Origin of the sequence: Azospirillum sp. HJ39, assembly GCF_041507355.1 — a bacterium.
Taxonomy (GTDB): Bacteria; Pseudomonadota; Alphaproteobacteria; order Azospirillales; family Azospirillaceae; genus Azospirillum; species Azospirillum thiophilum.
The window spans coordinates 626,599-652,488 of record NZ_CP167909.1; the positions used below are offsets into that span (position 1 = coordinate 626,599).

Annotated in this window: 26 protein-coding genes; 19 read left to right on the top strand and 7 right to left on the bottom strand. The window is 69.6% G+C overall.

Annotation, left to right across the window (positions count from 1 at the left end):
- Nucleotides 1-15 precede the first annotated feature (15 nt).
- From ABMY26_RS10290 to ABMY26_RS10305, 4 genes are all read left to right on the top strand, one after another.
- Nucleotides 16-459, top strand: a complete 444-nt coding sequence (locus ABMY26_RS10290) for a cupin domain-containing protein (protein WP_372395600.1) — start codon at nt 16-18, stop codon at nt 457-459.
- A gap of 193 nt (nt 460-652) precedes the next feature.
- Entirely contained in the window at nt 653-1,192 is a 540-nt protein-coding gene (locus ABMY26_RS10295; RefSeq protein ID WP_372395601.1) for an Rrf2 family transcriptional regulator, read from the top strand.
- Nucleotides 1,193-1,363: 171 nt separating this feature from the next.
- On the top strand, nt 1,364-2,440 hold the full coding sequence (locus tag ABMY26_RS10300; protein ID WP_372395602.1) for a YeiH family protein: 1,077 nt from the start codon (nt 1,364-1,366) through the stop codon (nt 2,438-2,440).
- A 169-nt stretch (nt 2,441-2,609) separates the two neighbouring features.
- The gene (locus ABMY26_RS10305; RefSeq protein ID WP_372395603.1) at nt 2,610-2,960 is read left to right on the top strand and encodes an HPF/RaiA family ribosome-associated protein; all 351 of its coding nucleotides are present in this window, start codon (nt 2,610-2,612) and stop codon (nt 2,958-2,960) included.
- 101 nt (nt 2,961-3,061) lie between these two features.
- Here ABMY26_RS10305 and ABMY26_RS10310 read toward each other — a convergent pair whose 3' ends face one another.
- On the bottom strand, nt 3,062-3,484 hold the full coding sequence (locus ABMY26_RS10310) for a hypothetical protein (RefSeq protein ID WP_372395604.1): 423 nt from the start codon (nt 3,482-3,484) through the stop codon (nt 3,062-3,064).
- Between the two features lie 298 nt (nt 3,485-3,782).
- Between ABMY26_RS10310 and ABMY26_RS10315 the strand changes: the two genes are divergently transcribed.
- The 7 genes from ABMY26_RS10315 to ABMY26_RS10345 all read left to right on the top strand — a co-directional run bounded on the left by ABMY26_RS10315 (nt 3,783) and on the right by ABMY26_RS10345 (nt 10,317).
- Complete coding sequence (locus ABMY26_RS10315; protein WP_372395605.1) at nt 3,783-4,811, top strand: ABC transporter substrate-binding protein; 1,029 nt, start codon at nt 3,783-3,785, stop codon at nt 4,809-4,811.
- Between the two features lie 4 nt (nt 4,812-4,815).
- A complete protein-coding gene (locus ABMY26_RS10320) occupies nt 4,816-5,652 on the top strand; it encodes an ABC transporter ATP-binding protein (protein WP_372395606.1) in 837 nt (278 codons plus the stop codon).
- Nucleotides 5,649-6,560, top strand: coding sequence for an ABC transporter permease (locus tag ABMY26_RS10325; RefSeq protein WP_372395607.1), 912 nt, complete (start codon nt 5,649-5,651; stop codon nt 6,558-6,560). The genes ABMY26_RS10320 and ABMY26_RS10325 overlap by 4 nt, the downstream gene beginning before the upstream one ends.
- On the top strand, nt 6,561-7,829 hold the full coding sequence (locus ABMY26_RS10330; protein ID WP_372395608.1) for a threonine synthase: 1,269 nt from the start codon (nt 6,561-6,563) through the stop codon (nt 7,827-7,829).
- Nucleotides 7,826-8,890 carry a malate/lactate/ureidoglycolate dehydrogenase gene (locus ABMY26_RS10335; RefSeq protein ID WP_372395609.1) on the top strand — a complete coding sequence of 355 codons (1,065 nt, stop codon included), beginning with the start codon at nt 7,826-7,828 and terminating at the stop codon, nt 8,888-8,890. The genes ABMY26_RS10330 and ABMY26_RS10335 overlap by 4 nt, the downstream gene beginning before the upstream one ends.
- A gap of 153 nt (nt 8,891-9,043) precedes the next feature.
- Nucleotides 9,044-9,505, top strand: coding sequence for a MarR family winged helix-turn-helix transcriptional regulator (locus ABMY26_RS10340; RefSeq protein ID WP_372395610.1), 462 nt, complete (start codon nt 9,044-9,046; stop codon nt 9,503-9,505).
- On the top strand, nt 9,502-10,317 hold the full coding sequence (locus ABMY26_RS10345) for an NAD-dependent epimerase/dehydratase family protein (protein ID WP_372395611.1): 816 nt from the start codon (nt 9,502-9,504) through the stop codon (nt 10,315-10,317). The genes ABMY26_RS10340 and ABMY26_RS10345 overlap by 4 nt, the downstream gene beginning before the upstream one ends.
- 64 nt (nt 10,318-10,381) lie before the next feature.
- On the opposite strand, the gene ABMY26_RS10350 is transcribed toward ABMY26_RS10345, so the two are convergent.
- Entirely contained in the window at nt 10,382-11,392 is a 1,011-nt protein-coding gene (locus tag ABMY26_RS10350) for a C-terminal binding protein (protein ID WP_372395612.1), read from the bottom strand.
- Nucleotides 11,393-11,599: 207 nt separating this feature from the next.
- On the opposite strand from ABMY26_RS10350, the gene ABMY26_RS10355 reads away from it, so the two are divergent.
- The 4 genes from ABMY26_RS10355 (at nt 11,600) to ABMY26_RS10370 (ending at nt 15,400) form a co-directional block, all read left to right on the top strand.
- Complete coding sequence (locus ABMY26_RS10355) at nt 11,600-12,253, top strand: helix-turn-helix domain-containing protein (protein WP_372395613.1); 654 nt, start codon at nt 11,600-11,602, stop codon at nt 12,251-12,253.
- An 18-nt stretch (nt 12,254-12,271) separates the two neighbouring features.
- A complete protein-coding gene (locus ABMY26_RS10360; protein ID WP_372395614.1) occupies nt 12,272-13,288 on the top strand; it encodes an alpha/beta hydrolase in 1,017 nt (338 codons plus the stop codon).
- Between the two features lie 98 nt (nt 13,289-13,386).
- Nucleotides 13,387-14,193, top strand: a complete 807-nt coding sequence (locus ABMY26_RS10365) for an alpha/beta fold hydrolase (RefSeq protein ID WP_372395615.1) — start codon at nt 13,387-13,389, stop codon at nt 14,191-14,193.
- A gap of 340 nt (nt 14,194-14,533) precedes the next feature.
- Entirely contained in the window at nt 14,534-15,400 is an 867-nt protein-coding gene (locus ABMY26_RS10370; protein ID WP_372395616.1) for a helix-turn-helix transcriptional regulator, read from the top strand.
- A gap of 29 nt (nt 15,401-15,429) precedes the next feature.
- On the opposite strand, the gene ABMY26_RS10375 is transcribed toward ABMY26_RS10370, so the two are convergent.
- Both ABMY26_RS10375 and ABMY26_RS10380 read right to left on the bottom strand, forming a co-directional pair.
- Complete coding sequence (locus ABMY26_RS10375; RefSeq protein WP_372395617.1) at nt 15,430-16,677, bottom strand: YbfB/YjiJ family MFS transporter; 1,248 nt, start codon at nt 16,675-16,677, stop codon at nt 15,430-15,432.
- Nucleotides 16,678-16,761: 84 nt separating this feature from the next.
- Entirely contained in the window at nt 16,762-17,364 is a 603-nt protein-coding gene (locus tag ABMY26_RS10380; RefSeq protein WP_372395618.1) for a TetR/AcrR family transcriptional regulator, read from the bottom strand.
- A gap of 246 nt (nt 17,365-17,610) precedes the next feature.
- On the opposite strand from ABMY26_RS10380, the gene ABMY26_RS10385 reads away from it, so the two are divergent.
- Entirely contained in the window at nt 17,611-18,192 is a 582-nt protein-coding gene (locus ABMY26_RS10385) for a TetR family transcriptional regulator (RefSeq protein WP_372395619.1), read from the top strand.
- Between the two features lie 18 nt (nt 18,193-18,210).
- On the opposite strand, the gene ABMY26_RS10390 is transcribed toward ABMY26_RS10385, so the two are convergent.
- Entirely contained in the window at nt 18,211-18,519 is a 309-nt protein-coding gene (locus tag ABMY26_RS10390; RefSeq protein WP_372395620.1) for a putative quinol monooxygenase, read from the bottom strand.
- 274 nt (nt 18,520-18,793) lie between these two features.
- Between ABMY26_RS10390 and ABMY26_RS10395 the strand changes: the two genes are divergently transcribed.
- From ABMY26_RS10395 to ABMY26_RS10405, 3 genes are all read left to right on the top strand, one after another.
- On the top strand, nt 18,794-20,473 hold the full coding sequence (locus tag ABMY26_RS10395) for an ATP-binding protein (protein ID WP_372395621.1): 1,680 nt from the start codon (nt 18,794-18,796) through the stop codon (nt 20,471-20,473).
- A gap of 5 nt (nt 20,474-20,478) precedes the next feature.
- Complete coding sequence (locus tag ABMY26_RS10400; protein WP_045585644.1) at nt 20,479-21,129, top strand: response regulator transcription factor; 651 nt, start codon at nt 20,479-20,481, stop codon at nt 21,127-21,129.
- Nucleotides 21,130-21,271: 142 nt separating this feature from the next.
- Complete coding sequence (locus tag ABMY26_RS10405) at nt 21,272-21,646, top strand: response regulator transcription factor (protein ID WP_372395622.1); 375 nt, start codon at nt 21,272-21,274, stop codon at nt 21,644-21,646.
- A gap of 58 nt (nt 21,647-21,704) precedes the next feature.
- On the opposite strand, the gene ABMY26_RS10410 is transcribed toward ABMY26_RS10405, so the two are convergent.
- The gene (locus ABMY26_RS10410) at nt 21,705-22,847 is read right to left on the bottom strand and encodes an NAD(P)/FAD-dependent oxidoreductase (RefSeq protein WP_372395623.1); all 1,143 of its coding nucleotides are present in this window, start codon (nt 22,845-22,847) and stop codon (nt 21,705-21,707) included.
- 14 nt (nt 22,848-22,861) lie between these two features.
- Nucleotides 22,862-25,876: a LodA/GoxA family CTQ-dependent oxidase gene (locus ABMY26_RS10415; protein ID WP_372395624.1), complete on the bottom strand. Its 3,015-nt coding sequence runs from the start codon at nt 25,874-25,876 to the stop codon at nt 22,862-22,864.
- Nucleotides 25,877-25,890 lie beyond the last annotated feature (14 nt).

Below are 25,890 nucleotides of genomic sequence, written 5' to 3' on the forward strand. Positions count from 1 at the left end.
ACAAGGAGCAGACCGATGAAGCGCTTTCTTCCCATCGCGGCGCTCGCCGTCCTGGCCGTCGCCGGTACGCTCGCCACCGCTCCGGCCTCCGCTCTGGCCGATGATGCGCCGGCGGCCAGGAACGCCAAGGTGACGCTGGTCTATGAACACGCCTTGCCGGACGTTCCCGGCAAGAGCCTCAAGGGCGTGCTGGTCGAATATGGACCGGGCGGCTATTCGCCCGCCCACACCCATGCGAAATCGGCGCTGATCTATGCCACCGTCCTGGAAGGGGCGGTTCGCAGCAAGGTCAACGACGGGCCGGTCAGGACCTATCGGGCGGGCGAGAGCTTCACCGAACTGCCGGGCGACCGCCATGGCGTCAGCGCCAACGCCAGCAACACCGAGCCGTCGAAGCTGCTGGCGGTCTTCGTGGTGGATACCGCCGAAACCGAACTGACCATCCCGGACCGGCACTGATCCGGGCCGGGCCGGGCGCTTGCGGGGGCGGAACGCGGATGGCTGGAGTTTCGTGCGTTCAATATGAAACGCACGAAACTCCAGCCTTGTATTTGGCGATCGGATTCACGCTCCAAATCGATGCCGATTTTACGCGATCCGATCTATTGTCGCCGCGATCACGCCTCTCACCGGAAAGCGGTCCAGACCTGTCATGGCACATCTCACCGTCAGCGTCGAATATGGCATCCACTGCCTGCTCTGGCTGGTGTCGTCCGGGGATACGCCGCTGAGCAGCCGTGACCTGGCCGAACTGCAGGGCATCTCCCCCTCCTTCCTCGCCAAGATCTTTCCCAGGCTGGAGAAGGCGGAGATCGTGGCGGCGAGCGAAGGGGTGCGCGGTGGCTACCGGCTGGCCCGGCCGCCGGAGGAAATCAGCTTCCTCGACATCGTCGACGCCATCGAAGGAGACAAGCCGCTGTTCGACTGCCAGGAAGTCCGCGGGCGCTGCGCGCTGTTCGACGGCAACCCGCCGGAATGGTCTACGGCCGGCGTCTGCGCGGTGCATGCGGTGATGCTGCGGGCGGAAAAGGCGATGCGCGCAACGCTGGCCCAGGAAACGCTGGCGAGCGTCGCCGCCGGTTTCGGGCGCAAGGCTCCCCCGGAGTTCGGCGGCGATGTGGAACGCTGGATCCGGGAGCGCATCGAGGCGCGGGGTTCGTCACGCACCCCGCGCACCCGCCCGGTTCCATAAGGCCAGTTTATCGAACGCATCACTTCTTAACGTTGGATGCGATCGATCCCGGTCTCCATAGTCTTTGCATCGGAACGGATGCGACCACCGGCGCCCGACATGGTCGGGCTCCCGGTCCCGGATCGCGTCGGCGGCAGTCAGCCCTTCCGATCGCCAGTGGAGATCATCCCCTTGCTTCCCGACACCATGGCCGCCGCAAGCGCGGCGCCGGGACGATTCGTCCTTGCCCGTCTTTGCACCGTCCTGCCCGGCCTTGCGCTGTGCATCGCGGTCACCATCCTCGCCTTCGCCGTCGCCTGGGGCGAGCGCAGGCTGTTCGGCGACGCCTGGATCGAGGCGCTGGTGCTGGCGATCCTGGCCGGCACCGCCATCCGCACCGCCTGGACGCCGTCGGCCCGCTGGATTCCGGGCATCGGCTTCTCGGCCAAGTTCCTGCTGGAGATCGCGGTCGTGCTGCTCGGCGCGTCGGTCAGCGCCGCCACCATCCTGTCGGCCGGCCCGGTGCTCCTGCTCGGCATCGCCGGGGTGGTGGTGCTGGCGCTGGCGGCGGGCTACGGCATCGGCCGGCTGCTCGGCCTGCCGGTGCGCATGGCGCTGCTGGTGGCCTGCGGCAACGCGATCTGCGGCAACTCGGCCATCGCCGCGGTGGCGCCGGTGATCGGTGCGGACGGCGACGACGTCGCCGCCTCCATCGCCTTCACCGCCGTGCTGGGCGTCGTCGTCGTGCTCGGCCTGCCGCTGGTCGGGATGGGGCTGCGGCTGAGCGGTGTGCAGTATGGCGCGCTGGCGGGGCTGACGGTCTATGCGGTGCCGCAGGTGATCGCCGCCGCCGCGCCGCTGGGGGCCGCCGCCGTGCAGGTCGGCACGCTGGTGAAGCTGGTGCGCGTGCTGATGCTTGGGCCGGTCTGCCTGCTGCTGTCGGTCCTGGCGCCCCGCCTGCGTGAGGAAAGTGACGAGCGCGCCCATCCGGGATACCCGCCGGTCCACCATCTGGTGCCGTGGTTCATCCTGGGTTTCCTGGCGATGGTCGCGTTGCGCTCCTTCGGCCTCGTCCCGCAGGCGGCGCTGGTGCCGATGGAGCATGCGGCGACCCTGCTGACCGTGGTGTCGATGGCGGCGCTTGGGCTGGGCGTCGATGTCCGGACGGTGGCGCGGGCCGGCGGGCGGGTGACGGCGGCGGTGGTGCTCTGCCTGCTCACGCTGGGCGGGCTCAGCCTCGCGCTCATCCATACCATCGGGCTGGCCTGACGGGCTGTCTTGAACGCGGCGGAGTCTACAGCCGGCGGGCGGGCGCCGCATTGACGCAGATTAAGGCAGGATTCCGCCAGTGTGCGATCCTGGGTTCGTCCAGGCCCCGCATCGGTCCCGTTTTTCGACTGGCCGGCGGATGGGGCGCCTTCCGGAAAGGAGAACGGACATGCGTCAGGAGTTGCAGATCGCCTTCCGCAACATCGACCCCTCTCCCGCGCTGGAGCATCTGATCGGCGAGCATGCCGACAAGCTCGACCGCTTCTTCACGCGCATCCTGGCCACGCGCGTTGTCTTCGAGGTGCCGCACCGCCATCGGCATCAGGGCAATCGCTACACCGTCCAGATCGCCCTGACCCTTCCCGGGGGGGAGTTGGTCGTGCACAGCGACAAGCCGGGCGGCCATGGTCATGAGACGGCCGACGCCGCCATCCGCGACGCCTTCGATGCAGCCCGCCATGCGCTGGAGCGCTATGCGGAGCGTCAGCGCCACGAGGTGAAGACCCACGCCCGGGCGTAACCTTGTCCTCCGCCACCGGTTCATTGCAAACCTCGTGGCAAGGCATTCCGGCCATCGCCGCGTCCGCCCGGAACAGCCCGGCGGACGCGGCGATGGAGCTTTCAGGCCGTCCCCTCGCTCCTGCGGTCGCGCCGCGGCGCCGCTTCCCGCAGTCGGGTGGGGGGCTTGTCCGCGGCCGGAACCGCGTCGGCCAGGACGTGCGTCATCGTCTGCACACGCTCCGCCATTTCCGATGCCTCGCCCGACCAGCGTTTCAGGCGCTCGTTCATCCAGTCGCTCCACAGGGTGGAGCGCTCCGCCGTATTCTCCGCCGTTTCCATCCGTTCCACGGTGGCGAGAGCCGACCGGATGTCGTCCTGCCGATGCTCCAGCCACAACTGGCTGATGGTTTCGACAGTCTCGAACAGGCCCGACTGCATCCGCAGCATCGCCTCGGTCCGCTGGAGGAGCGTGGTCTGCAGCATCGTGCCGGCCGTCCATGCGCCGATCGCGTCCGCCGGGGACTGCATCTGGGGTGTATTCATCGCCTGGCCCCTCCTGGTGTTCCATTTCCAAGGAACGGACCGTTCCCCTTCACTGTAAGGGTACTGTCCGTTCCGTCGATGTAGGCGCCATTGCGGCAGCGGCCCCTTAACCCAGGTTAACCCTCTTCCGACTCTTTCGGGGCGCCGGCACCCCCTTCTCGAAACCAGAAATAACAATATTAAAACGTTAATTATACGATGATGGTCCGCATAATTTACGAGATTGACGCTTCGATGGAATCGTGATCCCCTTAAATCTAGTAGATTAATAGAGACCTTTTCGCGTCGGAGAGTCACCATGCAACAGCCAGCACGCCCGGTTCGTCACGCGCTCGCCGCCCTTGCCTTTTCCCTGGCCGGCATCATGGCGGTGGCGCTTGCCGGCCCGGCGGCGGCGGAAGGGCGGATCCGCATCGCCGAGCAATATGGCCTGGGCTATCTGCCCCTGCATGTGCTGCGCCAGAACCAGCTGATCGAGAAGCACGGCAAGGCGCTGGGCCTCGACATCGCCGTCGAGTGGGTCCAGCTGTCCGGCGGGGCGGCGATGAACGACGCGCTGCTGTCCGGCAGCATCGATCTCGGCTCCGCCGGCGTCGGGCCGCTGCTGACCATCTGGGACCGCACCAAGGGCAACGCCAACGTCAAGGCGATCGCCTCGCTGAACGACATGCCGCTGTTCCTCACCACCAGCAACCCCAAGGTCACGTCGCTGAAGGACTTCACCGACGCCGACAAGATCGCGCTGCCGGCGGTGAAGGTCGGGGTGCAGGCCCGCGTCCTGCAGATGGCGGCGGAGAAGGAACTGGGCGCCGACAAGTTCGACGCGCTCGACAAGCTGACCGTGTCGATGCCCCATCCCGACGCCACCGCGGCGCTGCTGTCGGGCAGCGGCGGCATCACCGCCCACCTCTCCAGCCCGCCCTTCCAGTACCAGCAGCTCGCCGACCCGAAGATCCACAAGGTCGTCAGCTCCTACGACGTGCTGGGCGGCCCGCACAGCTTCAACCTGATCTGGAGCAAGCAGTCCTTCCGCGACGGGAACCCGAAGACCTACCGCGCCTTCCTCGACGCGCTTCGCGAAGCGATGGACTCTATCAACACCAACCACGAAGGGGCGGCGGAGGCCTATCTGGCGCAGAACAAGGGCAGCCTGGACAAGCCCTTCATCCTGAACCTGCTGAAGGATCCGGACATCCGCTTCACCGTCGCGCCCAGCCGGACCGAGGCCTTTGCCGACTTCATGCACAAGGTCGGGGCGATCAAGAACAAGCCGGCCTCCTGGAAGGATTATTTCTTCGAGGACCTGCATGACGGCGCCGGGAGCTGAGCCGATGAACGCGCTGACCTACCCGCGCAGCGTGGATGCCGACGCCGTGTCGGAACGTCCGCTGCTCGACGTCTCCGGCGTGACCCTGCAGTACAAGACGCGCCGGCATCTCGTCACCGCGACCTACCGCGTCGATTTCCAGGTGTTCCAGGCCGAACGCTACGTCCTGCTGGGGCCGTCGGGCTGCGGCAAATCCTCGCTGCTGAAGGCGGTGGGCGGCTTCCTCCAGCCGGTGGAGGGCGCCATCCGCCTGAACGGCCGTCCGGTGACGAGGCCCGGCCCCGACCGCATGATGGTGTTCCAGGAATTCGACCAGCTGCCGCCCTGGAAGACGGTCAAGGAGAACGTCATGTTCCCGCTGCTCGCCAGCGGCAAGGCGAAGCGGCGCGAGGCGGAGGAAAAGGCGCTCGACTGCATCGCCCGCGTCAACCTGTCGAAATTCGCCGACGTCCATCCGTACATGCTGTCGGGCGGCATGAAGCAGCGCGTCGCCATCGCCCGCGCCATGGCGATGGAGCCGGACATCCTGCTGATGGACGAGCCCTTCGCCGCGCTCGACGCGCTGACCCGCCGCAAGATGCAGGAGGAGCTGCTGCAATTGTGGGACGATCTGCGCTTCACCGTGCTGTTCGTCACCCATTCCATCGAGGAGGCGCTGGTCGTCGGCTCGCGCATCCTGGTGCTGTCGCCCCATCCGGGCCAGGTGAAGGCGGAGGTGAACTGCGCCGGCTACGACCATGGCGCCGTCGGCGGCGCCGAGTTCCAGGACCTCGCCGGCCGTATCCACACCATGCTGTTCGCCGAGGATGTCGAAGGCACCGGGAAAGGGGCCCACGCATGACCGACCTGTCCTTTTCCCCGCGCCCCCTGCCGCCGGGCGGCCGGCGCGAGCCGCCGCTGCGGCCGGACTATGAGCGCACCGTCACCGCGACCGGCCCCATCGGCGATGTCGCCCGACCGCTGTCCCCGTGGGAGCGGCTGGGCAACGTCACGGCGCTGCGTCGGCTGCTGGTTCTGGCCGCGGTCGCGGCGCTGTGGCAGGCGGCGGCGGTCTGGCAGAACAACCCGCTGATGTTCCCGACCTTCACCGACACCGCGGCGGCGCTGTGGGACGGCATCCGGCGCGACAACCTGCTGTCGATGGCCTGGACCTCGCTGGCGGTGCTGCTGAAGGGCTACGCGGTGGCGGTGGTGCTGGCGGTGGCGCTGACCACGGTGGCCGTCTCCACCCGCATCGGCAACGACCTGCTGTCGACGCTGACGTCCATGTTCAACCCGCTGCCGGCCATAGCATTGCTGCCCATCGCCATGCTGTGGTTCGGGCTGGGCGAGGTCAGCCTGATCTTCGTGCTGGTCCATGCGGTGCTGTGGCCGCTGGCGCTGAACACCCATGCCGGCTTCACCTCGGTTTCCGAGACGCTGCGCATGGCCGGGCGCAATTACGGGCTGGGCGGCATCCGTTATGTCGTCACCCTGCTGATCCCCGCCGCCTTCCCGGCGATCCTGACCGGGCTGAAGGTCGGCTGGGCCTTCGCCTGGCGCACGCTGATCGCGGCCGAGCTGGTGTTCGGCGTGTCCTCCGGCAAGGGCGGGCTGGGCTGGTTCATCTTCCAGAACCGCAACGAGCTCTACATCGACAAGGTCTTCGCCGGCCTCGTCACCGTCATCCTGATCGGCCTGCTGGTCGAGAATGTCGTCTTCCGCTGGATCGAGGTCCACACGGTCCGCAAATGGGGCATGGTCCGCTAAATGGCTTTCCAAGACATCAACCCGCTGCGCTTCGATTCGAACCTGACGGTCGAGCGTCCGACCTTCGTCACCCATCTGGAATGCGCCTATACCGGCGAGCGCTACGAGGCCGATACGGTTCACAACCTGTCGCGCGCCGGCAAGCCGCTGCTGGTCCGCTACGACCTCAACGGGGTGAAGCAGGCGCTGACCAAGAGCGCGCTGTCCGAACGTCCGCAGGATCTGTGGCGCTATCGCGAACTGCTGCCCGTCCGCCGGGCCGGGGACATTGTCAGCCTGGGCGAGGCGGTGACCCCGCTGGTGGCGCTGCCCCGTCTGGCGAAGAAGCTGGGCGCCGCCGAGCTGCTGGTGAAGGACGAGGGGCGGCTGCCCACCGGCTCCTTCAAGGCGCGCGGGCTGGTGATGGCGGTGTCGATGGCGAAGTCCTTCGGCATCAAGCACATGGCGATGCCGACCAACGGCAATGCCGGGGCGGCGCTGGCCGCCTACGCCACCCGCGCCGGCATCCGCACCACCATCTTCTGCCCGGCCGACACGCCGGAGGTGAACGTCTCGGAGATCGAGTTGCAGGGGGCCACCGTCTACCGCGTCAACGGCCTGATCGACGATTGCGGCCGGATCGTCGGCGAGGGCAGGGCCGGGGCCGGCTGGTTCGACGTCTCGACCCTCAAGGAGCCCTACCGGATCGAGGGCAAGAAGACCATGGGGCTGGAAATGGCCGAACAGCTGGGGTGGGAGGTGCCGGACGTCATCTTCTATCCCACCGGCGGTGGCACCGGCCTGATCGGCATGTGGAAGGCCTTCGCCGAGCTGGAGGCCATCGGCTTCATCGGCGCCAAACGTCCGCGCATGGTGGCGGTGCAGGCCGCCGGCTGCGCGCCGATGGTCCGCGCCTGGGAACAGGGGGAGGAGCATGCCCCGCGCTGGGAGGATGCGCACACCATCGCGTCGGGCATCCGCGTGCCGCAGGCGGTCGGCGATTTCCTGATCCTGCGCGCGGTGCGCGAGAGCGGCGGCTTCGCCATCTCGGTTCCCGACGACGCCATCCAGGCGGCGCTGGACGAGGCGGCGCGGGAGGAGGGCTTCCTGCTCTGCCCCGAAGGCGCCGCGACCTACGCCGCCTACCGCCAGGCCCTGGCCGACGGCCGGGTCGGCAAGGACGAGCGGGCGGTGCTGTTCAACTGCGCCACCGGCCTGAAATACCCGCTGCCGCCGGTCCATCGCACGCTGGACCGGACGAAGCCCATCGACTATGCGGTCTTCGCATGAGTGGCACCCGCTACCGCCCGGAGCGGCTTGTCGCCACGCTCGACGCCATCCTCCGCCGCAGCGGCAGCTCGGCGGAGGAGGCGGCCGTCGTCGCCGCCAATCTGGTGGAGGCCGACGCCCGCGGCCATGCCAGCCACGGCGTCTGCCAGATCGCCGTCTATGCCCGCAGCCTGGAGCTGGGCCATCTCCAGCCCAACCGCCATGCCCGCATCGTCCGCGACGAGGCGCCCTTCCTGGTGGTGGAGGGCGACGTCGGCTATGGGCAGGTGATCGCGCGCGAGGCGACCGCCCTCGCCATCGAGCGGGCGCAGGCCGGCGGCGCCTGCATCCTGGCGCTGCGCAACGCCCACCACATCGGCCGCGTCGGTTCCTATGGCGAGCAATGCATCGCCGCCGGGCTGATCGGCCTGTTCTTCGTCAATGTGGTCAGCCGCCCGCTGGCGGCGCCGCATGGCGGCGGGCGGCCGCGGCTGGGCACCAACCCGATCTGCATCGCTGTGCCCGGCACGCCGGGCTATGCGCCCTTCCTGCTGGATTTCGCCACCAGCGCCGTTGCCGCCAACAAATGCCGGGTCGCCGCCTCGCTGGGCAAGGAGGTGGAGGACGGCCTGCTGCTGGATTCGGAAGGCCGGCCGACCCGCGATCCCGGCGTGATGTTCTCCGATCCGACCGGCGCCATCCTGCCCTTCGGCGGCCACAAGGGCTACGGCCTTGCGCTGGCCTGCGAGATCCTGGCCGGCGCGCTGGCCGGCGGCCTGCCGGCCTTGCCGGAAAACCTGCGGCCGGGCCGTGTGGTCAACAACGCGCTTGCGTTCGTCATCGACCCCAACCGGATCGCCGGTCCGGAATGGCAGGCGTTGACCGACGCCGTGCTCGACCATGTCGCCGACACGCCGCCGGCCCCCGGCAGCAGCGGCGTCAGCATCCCCGGCGAGCCGGAGGCGCTGCACCGCATGGCCGCGATGGACCGCGGGATCGCGCTCGACCCGGATACGGAGGCGGCGCTTTACCGCATCGGCGGCGGGCTGGGGCTGGACGTGGCCGGGCTGCTGGAGGGGTAGGGGGGCGAGGGCGTTCCCTCGGCTGGGTGCGACCGGCCCGCACGCCGATCCTTGGGAGTGATCTTTGAGAGCGGCCCTTGCACATCGATCCTTGACATTTGTTTGGTACCTTACATATTTGCTAGGTAGCTAGCAAATATGGAGGATGCCGCCTTGGCGGACGATCAGGACAGGCCGGCCCAGGCCCTCATCGGAGCCTGGACGAAACGCTGCTATTTCGCCGGCCGGGCGGCGATGGATTCCGCCCTGCGACCCCATGACCTCGGCTCCGTGCAGTGGTATGTGCTCCACCGGCTCGTGAGTGCCGGGCCGACGATGCAGCGCGATCTCGTGCGGCTGCTCGACATAGAGCGCGCGACGATGACCGGCATCGTCGCGACCCTCGTGCGCAAGGGCCTTGTCGAACAGGTGCCCGACCGGGCCGACCAGCGGCAGAAGCTCGTCCGCATCACCGCCGCCGGCACGAGGCTGTGGGGCGAGTTGCCTGACCTGTCCTTCATCCGCTCCGTCGCCTTCGACGGCATCGACGAGGCCGACCTCGCGACGGCGGTCAGAGTTCTCCGGACGGCAACGGAGCGTCTGGAAACCCTTCTCAAAAAAGGAGAAAGTCCATGACCGTCCTGGTGACCGGGGCCACCGGGCTCGTCGGTGTCCGTCTCGTCCCGCGCCTTCGGGAGGCGGGGATCGACTGCCGCGCGCTCCTGCGGGCAGGCAGGGGGCTCGGTTCGGGGGTGGCGACGGTGGAAGGCGACCTGCTCGACCCGGCGTCGCTTGTGTCGGCCGTATCGGGCGTGTCGGCGGTCATCCACCTCGCAGCCGTGTTCCGCACGCCGGACACGGAGCTGATCTGGAAGAGCAATCTCGACGGCACGCGCAACCTCATCGCCGCGGTGGAAATGCATGCGCCCGCCGCCCGATTCATCATGGCAAGCACGGCGCTGATCTATGACAGGGACTCTCCCCGTCCCGGCCGGGAGGAGGACGAGTGCAATCCGCAGCTCGATTACCCGGCGAGCAAGCTGGCGGCCGAGACGGCGCTGCGGGCCAGCGGATTGACCTGGGCGATCCAGCGGTTCGGCTTCGTCTACGGCGACAGGGACGGTCACATCGAATCGCTCCCCGGGCTTGTGGAGCGGGCCAATTTCCATCCTGCCCAGAGGATGAGCATGGTCCATCACCGCGATATCGCCACCGCCATGATGCTGGCGCTGACCGGCGCGATGGACGGCCGTATCGTCAACATCGCCGATGAGGCGCCGACGTCATTCTACGAACTCGCCGAGCTGGCCGGCGAGCCGATCAGGCCCTCGGCCGAGCCTCTGGCGAACCCGTGGCACATCCATATGGACGGCTCGCTCGCCCGGCGCCTCGGCTTCCAGCCGGCCGTGAGAACCGTGCATCAGGCTGTACGGGACGGCTTGATGTGACGCGTGCATCGCCCTCGCCGGAGGGCGATGCCATGTCCGGACCGGATTTCGGCCGGGGCGGCGCCTACGCCCGGATCCTGTTCCGCAGCACCCCGTCCTCCAGGAAGATCCGCACCGTTTCGGCAGCGTTCCGACGCATCTCCACCGCGGCCTGATCGGAGTGGAAGGCGTTGTGCGGCGTCACCACCAGCCGGCCGGCCAGCCACTCCTCCCGCGCCCGCCAGGCGTCGAGCAGCGGGTGCGGGGCCGGCGGCTCGACCGGCAGCACGTCGGTGCCCAGCGCCGCCAGCCGGCCGCTGCGCAGCGCCGCCTCCACCGGGTCCAGCCCGGCGAACAGCTCGCCGCGGGCGGTGTTGACCAGGATGGCGCCCGGCTTCATCGCCGCCAGCGTCGCCTCGTCCAGCAGGCCGCGCGTTTCGCCCGTCAGCGGGCAGTGGAAGGTGACGATGTCCGATTCGGCCAGCAGTTCCTCCAGCCGGCGGACGCGGCGGTAGCCGACCGCCTTCTCGTGTCCGGCCGGCTGGAGCGGATCGTAGCCCAGGATGCGGTAGCCGAAGCCCTTCAACCGGTTCACCACCGCGGTGCCGATCCGCCCGACCCCGACGACGCCCACCGTTGCGGCACTGGAACGATGCAGCGGCGTCAGCGTGTTGGCCTGCCACGTCGCGCCATAGCCGCGGGCGCGCCCGTCATGCTCCCACAGCCGGCGTTGCAGCGACAGGATCATGGCGACCGCATGGTCGGCCACCTCCTCCGTCCCGTAATCCGGGTTGTTGGCGAAGGGGATGCCGGCCGCCTCCAGCGCCGCGACGTCGACCCGGTCGTAGCCGACACCGAACCGCACGACGACACGGCAGCGTTTCAGCCTGTCCACCGTGGCCGGGCCGATCCTGGTGCTCCACACCAGCAGCGCGTCCAGCCGTGCCAGCCGTTCCGGGTCCAGATCCTCTTCCCGCCGCGTATCGAGGAAGTCGATTTCGGCCACCCCGTCCAGCACCGCGGCCTCCAGGTCCGGCGGCGGGATCATATGGTCGGTGATCCCGACGGTGAACGCCCCCGGCTTTCCATGCGACATGCTTTGACACCCTCTCTTCGGTCCAATTAGAACAAATTATAATCGTTGAATACCATCAAGCTCGGCCGATAAATAACACCGAAATGCAGAATTGCCTACTTGATAGATAGGCATGTTTGGTGTTCAATCCTCCCGACCTCCATCGGGCCCGGCCTGCCTTGTCCGTTCGCCCCGTCCCGATCATCACCGTTGCAGGAGCAGGGATCCATGACGATCGGCACAGCCCCCGCATTCGACCGCCCGCTCCGCGCCCCGGCGGCCATGTCCGGCGAAGGCTCCGACCCGGCTTCGTCCCCGGCATCGGTCGACCAGCTCGTCGGCGTGATCGGCGACAATCTGCGCGCCTTCCGCCGCCGCCAGGGACTGTCGGTCGACGGGCTGGCGCAGCTGTCGGGCATCGACCGCGCCCTTCTCTCGGCGATCGAGGAGGGGCGCCACCGCCCCGACATCGCCACGCTGTGGACGGTGGCCAAGGCGCTGGACCTGTCCTTCTCCAGCCTGCTCAGCACCGGCGGCGATGCCGGCACCACGGTGATCCGGCGGGCGGAGTCGCGCAGCCTCACCTCCCGCGACGGCCGTTTCACCTCCCGCGCGCTGTTCCCGCTGAAGGGGGAGCGTCAGGTCGAGTTCTACGAGCTTCGCCTGTCCCCGGGTGCCGACGAGGAGTCCGACGGCCATTCCCCCGGCACGGTGGAGAACATCCTGGTCGGGCGCGGCCCGGTCGAGATCGTCACCGCCGATGGCGAACACCGGCTGGAGGAGGGCGACTCCATCCTGTTCGAGGCCGACGTCCCGCACGGCTACCGCAATCCCGGCGACGGCGAGGCGGTGCTGTATCTGGTGATGTCCTACATCCTGTGACCGCCGGGAGCGCCCGTGATGCCTGACACGATCCAGCCCTTCTGCCATGGCCTGCCTCTTCGCCGCAGCCTGCTCGATCCCGAAGTCACCGAGCTGGGCGCCCTGGCCGCCCGCGCCGGGCTGGCGCCTGCCGATCCGCTCCGCCAGCCGCTGGCCGAGGCGCGGGACGCGGCGGAGCGCTACCACGCCTTCCTCAACGGCCCCGCCCTGCCGGCGGAAGTGCGGGAGGTCGAGGTCGCCGGTCCGGCGGGACCGCTGCGCCTGCGCCTGATCCGCCCGGTGGATGGCGAGGCAGGCGGCGGGGCAGGCGTCGGAGACGCCCCCCTGCCGGTGCTGATCTACTTCCATGGCGGCGGGTTCGCGGTCAACTCGATCGACACCCATGACCGGCTGCTGCGCCTGCTGGCCCGGCATGGCGGTGTGGCGGTCTGTGCCGTCGGCTACAGCCTCGCCCCGGAGAGGCGCTATCCCCACCAGCGGGGAGAGGCCTTGGCCGCGTTGCGCTGGGTGGTGCGCCATGGCGCGGATCACGGGCTGGACCCGGAGCGGATCGCCGTCGGCGGCGATTCGGCCGGGGCCAACCTGGCGCTCGGACTGGCGCTCGACGCCCGGAGCGAGGCGGGACCGCCGCTGTCCTTCGGCATGCTGCTCTACGGCATGTTCGCCCATGATTTCGATACGGAGTCGCACCGGCTGTTCGGCGGCGGCGACTATGGCCTGACCACCGGGCGGATGCGCTGGTACTGGCGGCAGTATCTCGGCCGGGATGCCATGACCCGCGACCCCGGCGCCGCCCCGCTGCTCGCCGACCTGCGCGGGCTGCCGCCGCTGCATGTGGCGGCAGCCGGGCTGGACTGCCTGCGCGACGACAGCCTGCGCCTCGCCCGGCGGCTGGAGGACGCCAAGGTTCCGCACCGGCTGGTGCTGCATGACGCGCTGCCCCATTCCTTCGCCGGAATGACCCGCCATGTCCGCAAGGCCGAAGAGGCGGTGATCCAGGCCGCCGATGCTGTCCGCCGACACCTGCGGCGCTGAGCCGGCGGTCTTGCGCCGATGTCTTTTGCGCCGATGTCTCTTGCGTTGTGGCTGCACAGGATGGTTGCATTAGGCATTGCTGTGGTTGGAACGTCACGATGATCGAAAGCGGTGGCTCGGTTCTGGAACGTCACAACGTCACCGTCATCGGGTCGGCGGCGGAGACGCTTGTCCTCGTTCCGGGATTCGGCACCGGCCAAGCGGCGTGGCGCCATGTCGTGGAGGCGTTCAAGGACCGCTACCGCATCGTCCTGTTCGATCTGACGGGAATCGGGCCGGGCAGCCAGACCCATTACGACCATGTCCGCTACGGCTCACTCGATGCCTATGTCCGCGATGTGGTCGCCGTCCTCGACGCCCTGCGGATCTTCGACTGCGTCTGCGTCGGCCATTCGGTGGCCGGCACCATCGCGGCGCTCGCCTCGATCAGGGCGCCCTATGCCTTCAGGAAGCTGGTGCTGCTGGGGGCGTCCGCCTGCTATCGCAACCGGGGCGACTATCGCGGCGGATTCGACGGCGCCGACATCGACGGCCTGATCGAAAGCGCGACCCGGGACTATCTGCAATGGACCGCGAGCTTCGGGGAGATGGTCGTCTCCGGCCCGGCGGACGCCCCGGCGGTCCGGGAATTCGTGGCGACCCTGCGGGCGATGCGGCCGGATAGGGCGCTGTCGCTGCTGATCACCATCCTGCAAAGCGACGTTCGCCACCGGCTGGCCGAGATCCGGGTGCCGGCGGTCGTTCTCCAGGCCAGTCACGACCCAGCGGTGACCCGTGAGGCGGCGGACTACCTGCACCGCCATCTGCAGGGAAGCGTCATGGAGGTGCTCGACGCGTCCGGCCATCTGCCGCACCTGTCCGCGCCGGCGGTGGTGATCGACGCGCTGCGCCGCCATCTGTCCTGAAACCGGCAGACCGACCGTCGACGAGCGGGCCGGATCCTAGACCAAGGTCTAGGGTCGCCCTACCTAAACACTGCCGAAGTCAATCTGTGTCTAGTGGCCTGCGACCTGTCGCCGCGCTTACCCTCCATGGGAGCCAGCCGGGCCGTCGCGCATCGCGCCGTCCCGTCCTGCCTCGAAGGACGGACCATCTATCCGGGTTCCCGCCGGATGACCGGGCCGGACGTCCGCACGCAAGACCACGGAGACACCCATGGCCTCGGCCTCTCAAAGCAATCTCCAGCTGCGTTTCGTTACGATTCCGGAAAAGCCGAATGTGACTGTCGTCCGGTCCGGATGCGGAATGATGGGGATCGCGCGGGTTCGCTGCGCCACCGACGATGTCGGCCGTTTCCACAGCCCGACCGCCGAGGATGCGTTCCTGGTGAGCCACCATCTGTCGAATTTCCGCTCCGACGTGTGGGTCGACGGAGAACTGGTGGAAAAGCCGCGGAACATCGCCGGGCTGACCTCCATCCACGACTACCGCCGCGACATCGCCTGCCACATGCATTCCGCCTTCGACACGCTGACCTTCCATCTGCCGCGGCCGGTGCTGGAGGGGCTGTGTCCCGACGCGCGGGCCGGCCGGCTGGAGGATCTGGCGATCCGGCCGAGCCGTCCGGTCGAGGATCCGACCATCGCCGCCCTGGCGTCGGCCCTGTTGCCGGCGCTGGCGCTGCCGGAGCGGATCAGCCCGCTGTTCCTCGACCATATCTGCTCGGCGTTGGCGCTGCACATCGTCACCGCCTATGGCCGGCTGAGCGAGGCCAAGGGCGGCGGTACGCTGGCCCCCTGGCAGGAAAGGCGGGTGAAGGAGATGATCGCCGCCAATCTCGACGGCGAGATCCGGCTGGCGGACCTCGCTGCCGAATGCCGGCTGTCGGTCGGCCACTTCGTCCGCGCCTTCCGGCGCACCGCCAACATCACGCCCTACCAATGGCTGCTGCACCGGCGGATCGAGCATGCCAAGGCGCTGATGCGCGACCGGTCGCAGACCCTGGCCGATGTGGCGCTCGCCTGCGGATTCGCCGACCAGAGCCATTTCACCCGCACCTTCAGCCGTCTCGTCGGCATCTCGCCGCGCAACTGGCGGCACAGCAACACGCCCGCCGATGCGATGCCGGCCGGCGCGAGGCTCCGCGCGCCGGCTGGGCTCCCGCTGGCCTGAAGGGGGGCGGATCAGGGGGCCGGGAGGGATCAGCCGGTGCCCGCGCGGCGGCGGTGGCGGCTGTTGGCGAGGCTGTCGATGCCCAGCGCCACGGCCAGGGCGGCGGCGCCGCACAGGAAGACCGTCGAGTAGCTCTCGCCGCTGTGGGCGAAGAGGTAGGAATAGCCGTAGCCGCCCAGCGCCTGGAACAGGGCGAAGGCCGTGGTCGCCCGGCTCCAGGCCGCGCGCTGCTCGGTGTGGCTGTGCGGCAGCAGCTCGTGGATGCGGCCGAGCACCAGGGGAACCACGCCCGGAGTGAGGGCGCCGACGACGATCGTCGCGACGCCGACCGCCAGCGGATGGCCGCTGGTCGCCAGCGTGACCACCGCCACCGCCTGGAGCAGCAGGGCGATGCGGTAGGCGGCGGCGTAGCCGATCCGGTCGGCCAGCGTTCCCGCGGCGACCGGCCCGGCCACCGACGCCACGCCGTACAGCACCCAGTACATGGCGCCGACGTCGGCTCCGTGATGCAGGCCGCGGGCGACATAATCGACCAGCAGCAGCATGACCGGCACCAGCCCCAGCGCGTTCAGCGCATATTCGGCATAGAGGACACGCAGCACGCCGCCCTCGTGCCGCGGGGCATGCTCGACCGGCGGGGTGGCGATGCCCTGCGGCGGTGCCGACGGCGGCCAGCCGAACCAGGACAGGGCGGTCAGCAGCAGCGACAGCCCGCCCAGCCCAAGCCACGTCTCGTGCAGCCCCAGCCGCATCAGCGCCGGCACCGCGGTGCCCGAGGCGGCGATGCCCAGCCCGATGCCGAGGAAGATCATTCCGCTGGCGAAGCCGCGGCGGGATGCCGGGATGTGGGGCAGGATGGAGGTCGCGACCAGCACCATGATGGCGCCGCCGGCAAGGCCCGACAGGAAGCGCCAGGCGAAGAACCAGCCGGTCGAGATCGGATAGGCGCAGGCGATGAAGGCGACGGAGGCCGCCAGCATCAGCAGGCGCAGCAGCGTCCGGCTGGGCAGCAGCCCCGCCATCGGCCGTCCGAGCAGGGCGCCCGCCAGATAGCCGGCGAAATTCGCCGCCCCCAGCGTCACCGCGTCGCCGGCGGAGAACCAGTGCGCCTGGATCAGCGACGGGACCAGCGGGGTATAGGCGAAGCGCGCCAGCCCGATGGCGACGAGACTTCCCGCCATGCCGGCGAGCGTCGCCATCCAGGCGGCCCCGTCCAGGCGGTCATCGCGGGGATCGGGGCGGCGATCCGGCGCCGCGGCTGCTGTTGCTCTGCCCATGGTCGTGCCTTGCTGTTGACGGAGCCGCGCTCGCGGCCCGCCTTCGGGGATCGGGATTTGGGAAGGAAGCGTGCCGGCAGTGGATCAGCGATCGGGCATCGCCGGCAGCCCGAGGCTGGCCAGGGCGGCGCGGGCCGCCCCCTCCAGCAGGTCGCGTTCGGGGCGGATGCGGGCGAGGACGCGGATGCCCAGCAGGCTGGAGAACAGCAGGCGGGCGCCGTCGTCGGGATCGATCCGGCCGGGGATGTCGCCGCTCTGCTGCCCCTTGACGATGCAGCGGCGGAAGAAGCCTTCGATGGTCGACAGCTCGGCGTCGAGGAAGGCGCGCATGTCCGGGTCGGCCGGCGTGACCTCAAGCGCCGAGTTGACCAGCAGGCAGCCGCGCCGGCAGCCGTCGCCCAGCGACCGCTCGATGCTCTCCCGCAGGAAGCCGGCGATGGCGAGTCCGGGGGAGGCCACGGCCTCGTGCCGCAGGATGCGCGCGCGCAGCGAACCGTCCAGGTAATGCTCCAGCGCACGGCGGAACAGTGCCCGCTTGTCGCCGAAGGCGTTGTGGATGCTGGCGAGCGTCATCCGCATGCTCTCGGCCAGCTCGCGGGTCGATGTCGCCTCGTAGCCCTGCGTCCAGAAGCGGTCGACCGCCGCGTCCAGCACCGCCGTCTCGTCGAATTTCCGCGGTCGCGCCATCGTCGGCTCTCCGCTCCACCGTTTTGTATCGAATGATCTAAAACATAACCCGGCCATGATCGCGGTCAAGGGATTTCGCTGCGATGCACACATGCCGCAGGAGCCTGCCTGCCCGGCCAATGCCGCATGCGTCCGGAGCCGGGCCGGCGGTCCCGATTGCAAAAATAATGATGGCCATCATATATTCAGCCGATGAAATCCCGACGGGGGCGGCTCCGGTGCGCGCCCGTCCAGCGGGGGCAGGGCATGCGCGTAAGCAAGGAACAGGCGGCGGAGAACCGGCGCCGGATCGTCGAGGTGGCCGGGGCGCTGTTCCGCGAACGCGGGTTCAACGGCATCGGCGTCGTCGACCTGATGAAGGAGGCCGGCCTGACGCATGGCGGCTTCTATGGCCATTTCGCGTCCAAGGACGATCTGGCGGCCGAAGCCTGCGCCGGGGCGATGGCGGCATCGGCGCAGCTCTGGGAACGCAGGGCGGCGGCCGGCGGCGATGGGCTGTCGACGCTCGTCACCGCCTATCTGACGCCGGCCCATCGCGACAATCCGGCCGCCGGCTGTCCGATCGCGGCGCTGGGCGTGGATGCGGCGCGGCAAGGCGGCGCGGCGCGCCGGGCCTTCACCGCCGGGCTGCGTCCCTTCATCGAGCTGCTGGATCGGCTGGTGTCCGGCCGGTCCGCCGCGGCACGGCGCAAGGCGGCGCTGGCCACCCTGTCGGGCATGGTCGGCGCCCTGATCCTGGCCCGCGCCGTCGACGATCCCGCGCTGTCGGAAGAAATCCTGGACGCGGCGCGCACGGCCTTCGCGGCGCCGGACGCGGACCGCGCCTGAGCGGGGCCGGACGCGGTGTCAGGCGATCCGGCGCAGCAGGTCGATGCGCGGCGGTTCGCTCAACAACGTCTTGAACAGAGCGGAAAGGCTGGCGAAATTGGCCCCGGACAAATGGGCATCGAGCGCTGCGCGATTCTCCCACACCTCGTACATCACGACGGTACCGGGGACGTCGCGGATGACATGGGCGGCATAGCCCAGGCAGCCCGGCTCTTCCAGCACGGCCGGGACGATGTCGGCGATGGCGTTGGCCAGCGCCTGTTCCTCGCCTTCCGTGGCGACGAGGTAGGCGACGAGTTGGACCTGGTCGTTCGGTGGAAGGCTCATTCCGGCTTTTCCTTCTGTTCGGGCTCGGACTGTTCGCGCTCCGGGGGTAGTCCCGCGGACCGCCGCTGCCCTGGAACCCGGTCCGACGATGAAGCCGGCCGGTGGCGAAGTAAAGGCCCGGTGTCGGCCGTGGACAGCTAAACCAAGGTATGACTGGCGGAAGCCGGTCCAGATCGTCCAAAACAGCGACAGATCCTTCAAGAAGCGCGGGCGGCCGTCCTCTAGGCTGTCCGCGAAGCAGGGCGGCAAGCCGCAAGGGTGTGGGGGCGGGCACATGGTTGCAGGCTATGGCGCGTCGCCGGAGTCCCGGCGGCGGAACGAGTTGCGGTTCGGCGCCCTGGCGTTCCTGCTCGGCCTGACGGTCTTCGCCGTCGACACCTTCACCGACATCGAGAGCGCGATCGCCGTGCTCTATGTCCTGGTCCTGATGCTGGCTGCCAACGCGCTGCCGCGTGCCGGCATCGTCCGGGTCGGCGCCGGCTGCGCGGTGCTGGCCGTGCTGTCCTTTCTCCTGTCCCATTGGCACGACATGGACGTGCAGTCGGCCTTGCGCTGTGGCGTGTCGCTGGCGGCGATCCTGATCACCACCGCCCTCCTGGTGCGCGACCATCTGTCCCGTGCGCTGCTGGTCCGCGCCAACGGGGCGCTGGCGCGCAGCGAGAAGCGCTACCGCAGCATGTTCGAGCAGGCGCGCTTTTCGTTGTGGGAGCAGGACTTCAGCGGGGTCAAGGACGCGCTGGACGCCTTGCGGGCCGCGGGCGTGACCGATCTCGCCGCCCATGCCCAGGCCAATCCCGGCTGGGCGCGCGGGATGGCGTCGCTGATCGTCACCACCAACGTCAATGACGCGACGCTGGAGTTGCTGGGCGCCGCCGACCGGGCGGAGGTGCTTGGGCCGCTCGAACGCTTCCTGCCGGCGGAGGATCCGGCGATGCTGGACGCCCTGCTGGCCATCCATGAGGGGAGGGACCGGTTCGAGGGGCGTGCCCGCCTGATCGCCGCCGATGGCCGTGTCCTGACGGTGCTGCTGGGCATCAGCCTGCCCGACGACGGGATCGGCTTCGATCAGGTGGTGGTCGGCGTGGTCGACATCACCCAGCGCGAACGGACGCAGGAGGCGCTTCTGGCGGCCCAGGCCGAGCTTGCCCGCGCCGCGCGGGCCGCCACCCTGGGCGCCCTGTCCGCCTCCATCGCGCACGAGCTGAACCAGCCGCTGGGCGCCATCGTCCTGAACGCGCAGGCCTGCCTGCGCTGGCTGCGCCGCGATCCCCCCGACATCGACACCGCGTCCAAGGCGGTGGAGCGCATGGTCCGCGACAGCAAGCGGGCAGGCGAGATCGTGCAGCGGACGCGTGGCATGCTGGTCAAGGACGCCAATTGCGACGAGATCATCGACCTGCCCCAATTGGTGGAGGAGGCGGCGCAACTGCTTGAGCGCGAGCTGTCGGCGGGCGGCGCCACCCTGGCGACCGATTTCGCCGACGGCGTCCCGCCGGTGCGGGCCAGCCGGGTCGGCTTGCAGCAGGTGCTGATCAACCTGATCGCCAACGGCCTGCACGCCATGGCCGAGACGGGGGCCGAGAAGGGGGCCGAGAAGGGGGCCGAGATGGGGGCAGGGACCGCCCAGCGGGAATTGACGGTCTCCGTGGACAGCCCCGATCCCGCGCAGGTGCGGGTGTCGGTACGCGACCGCGGCACCGGCATCGCCGAGGAGCATCGCGCCCGGCTGTTCGATCCGTTCTTCACCACCCGGCCGGACGGCATGGGCATGGGGCTGGCCATCTGCCGCTCGACCGTCGAATCCTGCGGCGGTACGCTGACCGCACGCAACCATGAGGAGGGCGGGGCGGTGTTCGAATTCACGATTCCCGCCGCCGCGCCGCCGCCGTCTCCCGTTCCGTCCCCCGTTCCATCGCCAACCGCCGCCCCGCTGCCCGCAGCACAGGAGGACTGACCGCCATGCCGACCCCCGCCCCGCTGCCGGCCCCCTTCCCGGCTGACGACGTTCCGCTCGTTCTCGTCGTCGACGACGATGAGGGCATGCGAGAGGCGCTGGTCGATCTGCTGCGGTCCGTCGGCATCGAAGGCCTGAGCTTCGGCACGACGGCCGAACTGCTGGATGCGGCGGTGCCCGACCGGCCCGGCTGCCTGGTTCTCGACGTCCGGCTTCCCGGCCTGGGCGGGCTGGAGTTCCAGGCCCGGCTGGAAAGCCTGGGCATCGCGCTTCCCATCGTCTTCATGACCGGCTTCGCCGACGTGCCGATGTCGGTCCGCGCCATGAAGGCCGGGGCGGAGGATTTCCTGATCAAGCCCTTCCGCGACCAGGACATGCTAGACGCGGTGGAGGCCGCCATCGCCAAGGACCGCGCCCGCCGGCGCGACCGCGCCGTCACCGACGGCGTGGCGTCGCTCGCCGCCTCGCTGACCCCGCGCGAGCGCGAGGTGATGGCGGCGGTGGTCAAGGGCCGGCTGAACAAGCAGATCGCCGGCGACCTCGGCATCAGCGAGGTCACGGTGAAGCTGCACCGCGGCAAGGTGATGCGGAAGATGCAGGTGCGCTCGGTCGCCGACCTCGTCCGCAAGGTCGAGATGCTGGAGGCGGGCGGCTGACGGCACGGGCTCCCCGGTTCTCGCTAGACCCTCGCTAGACCCTCGCTAGACCTAGGTGTGGCTATCTCCGGCCCGCCCCGTCCGGATAGGATGCATGTGACGCCGAGGACCGGCGCCGCCATTCGGTCGAGGCATCGAGAAATTGTCCCATGAACCCCTGATAGCGGTGGTCGACGACGACGAGGCGATCCGCGAGGCGCTCGACGACCTGCTGAAATCGGCCGGTTTCCGCTGCCAGCCCTTCGGATCGGCCGAGGATTTCCTCGCCCGTGCCGACCGGGCGGACATCGCCTGCATCATCCTGGACGTGCGGATGCCGGGCCTGTCCGGCCTGGAGTTGCAGGAGCGGCTGAATGCCGCCGGCGGGGTCCGGCCGCCGATCCTGTTCATGACCTCCTATGCCGACCCCGCGACGCGGTCGCGTGCGCTGGGCGGCGGGGCCTGCGGCCTGCTGGGCAAGCCGGTCGACGACCACATCCTGATCGATTCCCTGAACGCTGCCATCGCCGGGCGTTGACGGGCCGAGGCGCGGGTGGACGGTCCGCGGCCCTGCATCGAAGCGAAGCCGCGCCTCCTCACGCCGCCAGCCGGCGGCTCCAGAACGGCCGGTCGGCCCAGCGCCGTTCCAGCCCGTACCATGCCCGCAGATGGCTGCGGTAGGCGTCGCCGACCGGCAACAGCCCGGCGCCGTAGCCGGGCAGGGCGCCGGCATCGCCCGACAGGTGGCGGTCCGCCGCCTCCGCCGCCGCCAGCCCGGTGTAGAGCGCGTTGAGGATCCCCTGCGACGACAGCGGATCGAAGCCCAGGGCGGCATCGCCGACCGCCAGCCAGCCGTCCCCCGACGCGGATGACAGCGTCGTGCTGTGGGCTGCGCAGAATCCGGCCGCCCCGGCGGGTTCGAAGCCGCCGGCACGCATCGCCTCCGACAGGAAGGGGCGGCCGGCCAGCCGCCGCATCAGGGCGTCGGCGTCGCGGGCGTCGGCTGCGGCCGGCAGGTCGGCGTCGGTGTGGAAGGCGACCACCCGGCGGCCCTCCGGCAGCGGCGCGCTGTACCACCAGCCGTCCGGTTCCGCCTCGATCCGGGTCAGGCCGGGTCGGGGACCGGGGGCGTCCCGCCCATGCAGCCAGCCGCAGACCAGCCGGTCCGACACAATCCGCCGCGCCCCCAGCCGCCTGGCGAGCGGCGAGCTGCGCCCGCCGGCATCGACCAGCAGGCGGGTGCGCACCGGAATGCGGCGGCCTGCCGCCTCCACCTCCAGCAGCCAGCCGTCCCGCCTGCCGGCGGATTCGCCGGGATTGGCGGGGGAGACGGCCTTGAGCCGGGCCGGCACCAGCAGTGCCGCCCCGCGCGATACCGCGATCCGGCGCAGCCAGCCGTCGAAGCGCCCGCGGTCGAGATGCCAGCCCGGCCCGTCGAGGTCGCGCAGGCTGTCGGACAGGACCGGGTCGGGACCGCCCCAGACCGAGCGGCCGCCATGGCAGGGGGCGTGCCCTTCCGCCAGGAAGGCGTCCCACAGCCCCATGTCGGCCAGCAGCCGGCGGGCGGCGGGGGCGAGGGATTCGCCGATGCGGACGGCGGGGGCGTCCCGCCGGTCCAGCACCAGGACCCGGCGCAGCGGCGCCAGATTGAGGGCGAATGCGGCGCCGGCCGGCCCGGCGCCGATTACGACCGCATCCGCCTCGATGGCACCCACCTCGATGGCACCCGCTCCGGCCACCTGCGCCCCTGCGGTCAGCGGCGCAGGCCGCGCGGGAAGCGGCGCACCTTGTCGATCCGGGACAGGTCGACCGGGGTCCGCTCCGCCAGGCGTCCTCCTCCGCCGCCGGTGGCGGACGGAGCGTCGCTCTTCATCGTGTGGTGCCGGGCGTGGCCGGCCTTGGCGTCGACGGTGTCGCCGGCATCGTGGATGGGGGTGTGCCGGTCCTCGACCCCGATCAGCGGCGGGAACAGCCGGGCGCCCTCCTCGTCGGTCGGGCCGGGGTTGACCTCGACCACGCCGAGATGGTCGAAGTGATGGATCATGTTGTTGATCTGGTCGGTGTAGCTGGTGGTGCCCAGCGGCGCGATCCAGGCGGCGCGGTTGGCGAAGGCGGCCAGACGCACCTGCGCCGGTTGCGCCGCGTCGATCACGATCTCGTAATTCTCCCGGGTCAGCACCTCGTTCGGCACGCGGGCCGGCCAGAAGGTCGGGACATAGGGGTCGTAGTCGGCGCTGTAGCCGGAGCGGCAGCTTGCCGTATCGGTCTGCCACGGCACCGCCATCCAGCGGGTGATGCCGCCGGGCAGCTGGCCGTAGAGCGGGCCGTTGGGGATCGTCACCGTGTCGCTGGACAGGATCGCCCCCATGCCCGGCTCGACCCAGCCCTTCGGCGCATGGGCGAAGCGGAAGGGTTCCATGTACATGGTGGCGGCGCGCACCGGCCAGGTCATCTCGCAGCCGGGATGGAAGGCGTCGGCCAGGCAGAAGTCGAGCGCCGCCTTGGTCAGCACCTCGCCCTGCCGCTCCAGCGGGACCTGGTCGAACTCGGTGTAGACCGGGACCTTGCCCCAATCGTCGTCGAAGTCGCCGGCCACCCACTGGTCCAGCATCGCCAGCTGGGTCTGGGTCAGCGAGGTGTATTGGCGCGGCGTTTCGGCCGGCGGGATGTTCATCGCGTCGCCATAGACCCAGGGCCAGGGCGTCGGCGACCAGGAATCGACCGCATCGTGCCGGAAGGCGTTCTTCAGCACCCGCCGGGTCTCCTGGTTGGCGAGGCTGCGGTCGTTCAGCCGGGCGATCCAGTCCGGGCTGGTGAAGTCGTTGGCGGATTTCCAGCCGAACCCGGCGGCGAAGCCTGCATTCACCCATTGCAGCCCGGTCATCCGCTCGAACACCGGGTAGATGTCATAGGTGAAGGAGGGGCGCGTGGGCTTGGGCAGCGTGCCGGCCTGGATGGCGACGTCGCGCATCAGGTCCCACATGGTGCGGACCGACTTCTGCTGCGGCCCGTAGTTGGGCGGCGCCACCACGATCCAGGCGGGGGTGACCGGCAGCTCGACGCCGTTCAGCGTGACGGTGGCATCGACCGGCCCGTCCGACACGTCGTCGTGCCAGCCCTCGTTGTTGCCGAAGGTGATCGCCTTGGTGCCGTTGTAGGAGGCCGACCGGCCCCGGCCGCCGGTGACCAGCAGGCGCCCGTCCTTCTCGCACCACATGCGGCCGAGACGGACCGGCTCGCCCTGGTGCATGAACTGGCCGGCGACCATCTTCCGGCTCTGCTTGCCGTGGCCGACCCGGATCTGATGCTCCCCGGCGTCGAGCACCAGCGCCTCGCGGTCCTTGTTGGTCACCGTCGGGTTGCGCAGCGTGCTCGGGTCGACGGCGGAGGCCTCCGGAATGTCGAGGGCGAGCTGGAAGGCGTACCAGGCCGATTTCTTGTTGGCGAGATGGACCTTCCAGGTGATGTCGGCCTTGCCGTCCTCTCCGGTCAGTTCGCGGACGATCCGGCCCATGGCGTTGACGCCATAGATGCGGAAGCGTGCCGCCTGCGGCAGCAGCCGGCCTTCGGCATCGCGATAGGGGGTGTCGGCCCGCGTGCCGTCGACGATCTCCGGCTTCGGGTTCGACACCTCCGGACCGACGAAATAGCCGTCCGGCGCGTTGCCGATGCGGGCGACGCCGATGGCGGGATGGATCACCGCCTTGACGATGCAATCGTCCGGCGGCGGCGGCGGGGCCTCGCCGCGCGGCCGGGTCGGCTGCTCCAGCGGCTGGCCGTTGGCCTGGTGGCGGACGGCCGCCCCATGGTCGTAGACCAGCTTGCGCACCGCGGCGATGCTGCCCTGCGGGGTCTGCTCGACCGGGGTGCGCCAGATGTTGAAGGCCAGCTCCTGCCCGTAGTCCGCCTGGCCGCGGGCGCAGACGTCCTGCCTGGGCAGGATCAGGGTCGCGACCGGCTGGTAGGGATACTGGTCGGTCGGCCATTCCTCCGTCGCCTTGTCGAGCGGATAGCCTGCGCTCTTCGGCACCACCTGCAGCATGAAGGTGAAGCGGTATTCGTTCTCCGACAGCCGGTCGGTCAGGTCGGTGGCGAGGTAGTTCTTGTCGTCGGTCGGCACGTTGACCGCCGGATGGCCGGGCGGCGGCGCTTCCGGGACGAGGGAATATTTGGCGTAGCGGTCGGGGCCGAAGGCGAAGGGCAGGATCGCCCAATATTGCGTGGTCAGCACGCTGCCGTCGACCTGCGCCGACATCCGGTTCAGGATGGCGTTGGTCTTGGGATGCTTGGCGAGATAGCCGGGATAATCGTTCAGCACCACGCCGGCATAGGTGAACTCGCACATCGCCTGTGCGTCGTCGACGAAGAAGACCGGGAAGTTCTGCATGATGAAGTCGGCGACGTCGCCCGCCTCACCCAGCGCATTCACGCCGTCCACGCCCCAGACCTTCAAGCCGATGCCGAGTGTCGAATTCAGGTCCGGCGAGGTCGGGCCGGTGTCGCTGGAGAAGCGCACCCAGGCCGGCAGCTCGTCCTTGGCGAAAACGCCGACGCGCAGGGAGTCGGGCCGGTCCGGATTCATCACCAGCCGCCCGCGGGCGGTACCGTGCAGTTTGCGGAACACCGCGCGTTCCGCCGGCTTCTGGCCCAGGGCCAGCCGCTTCATCTGCACCATGCCGATGAACATCTCGTCCAGCCGCCGGGTGGCGTCGGTGGCGCAGTCGAAGCAGGGCGGGGCTTTGTCGTGATCGGGGGTGTCGGCCGTCATGCGCTCCATCTCCA

Coding starts and splice junctions, on each gene's coding strand:
- ABMY26_RS10290 (WP_372395600.1), top strand. CDS start 16: ATGAAGCGCTTTCTTCCCATCGCGGCGCTCGCCGTCCTGGCCGTCGCC.
- ABMY26_RS10295 (WP_372395601.1), top strand. CDS start 653: ATGGCACATCTCACCGTCAGCGTCGAATATGGCATCCACTGCCTGCTC.
- ABMY26_RS10305 (WP_372395603.1), top strand. CDS start 2,610: ATGCGTCAGGAGTTGCAGATCGCCTTCCGCAACATCGACCCCTCTCCC.
- ABMY26_RS10310 (WP_372395604.1), bottom strand. CDS start 3,484: ATGAATACACCCCAGATGCAGTCCCCGGCGGACGCGATCGGCGCATGG.
- ABMY26_RS10315 (WP_372395605.1), top strand. CDS start 3,783: ATGCAACAGCCAGCACGCCCGGTTCGTCACGCGCTCGCCGCCCTTGCC.
- ABMY26_RS10320 (WP_372395606.1), top strand. CDS start 4,816: ATGAACGCGCTGACCTACCCGCGCAGCGTGGATGCCGACGCCGTGTCG.
- ABMY26_RS10325 (WP_372395607.1), top strand. CDS start 5,649: ATGACCGACCTGTCCTTTTCCCCGCGCCCCCTGCCGCCGGGCGGCCGG.
- ABMY26_RS10330 (WP_372395608.1), top strand. CDS start 6,561: ATGGCTTTCCAAGACATCAACCCGCTGCGCTTCGATTCGAACCTGACG.
- ABMY26_RS10335 (WP_372395609.1), top strand. CDS start 7,826: ATGAGTGGCACCCGCTACCGCCCGGAGCGGCTTGTCGCCACGCTCGAC.
- ABMY26_RS10345 (WP_372395611.1), top strand. CDS start 9,502: ATGACCGTCCTGGTGACCGGGGCCACCGGGCTCGTCGGTGTCCGTCTC.
- ABMY26_RS10350 (WP_372395612.1), bottom strand. CDS start 11,392: ATGTCGCATGGAAAGCCGGGGGCGTTCACCGTCGGGATCACCGACCAT.
- ABMY26_RS10355 (WP_372395613.1), top strand. CDS start 11,600: ATGACGATCGGCACAGCCCCCGCATTCGACCGCCCGCTCCGCGCCCCG.
- ABMY26_RS10360 (WP_372395614.1), top strand. CDS start 12,272: ATGCCTGACACGATCCAGCCCTTCTGCCATGGCCTGCCTCTTCGCCGC.
- ABMY26_RS10365 (WP_372395615.1), top strand. CDS start 13,387: ATGATCGAAAGCGGTGGCTCGGTTCTGGAACGTCACAACGTCACCGTC.
- ABMY26_RS10370 (WP_372395616.1), top strand. CDS start 14,534: ATGATGGGGATCGCGCGGGTTCGCTGCGCCACCGACGATGTCGGCCGT.
- ABMY26_RS10375 (WP_372395617.1), bottom strand. CDS start 16,677: ATGGGCAGAGCAACAGCAGCCGCGGCGCCGGATCGCCGCCCCGATCCC.
- ABMY26_RS10380 (WP_372395618.1), bottom strand. CDS start 17,364: ATGGCGCGACCGCGGAAATTCGACGAGACGGCGGTGCTGGACGCGGCG.
- ABMY26_RS10385 (WP_372395619.1), top strand. CDS start 17,611: ATGCGCGTAAGCAAGGAACAGGCGGCGGAGAACCGGCGCCGGATCGTC.
- ABMY26_RS10390 (WP_372395620.1), bottom strand. CDS start 18,519: ATGAGCCTTCCACCGAACGACCAGGTCCAACTCGTCGCCTACCTCGTC.
- ABMY26_RS10395 (WP_372395621.1), top strand. CDS start 18,794: ATGGTTGCAGGCTATGGCGCGTCGCCGGAGTCCCGGCGGCGGAACGAG.
- ABMY26_RS10400 (WP_045585644.1), top strand. CDS start 20,479: ATGCCGACCCCCGCCCCGCTGCCGGCCCCCTTCCCGGCTGACGACGTT.
- ABMY26_RS10415 (WP_372395624.1), bottom strand. CDS start 25,876: ATGACGGCCGACACCCCCGATCACGACAAAGCCCCGCCCTGCTTCGAC.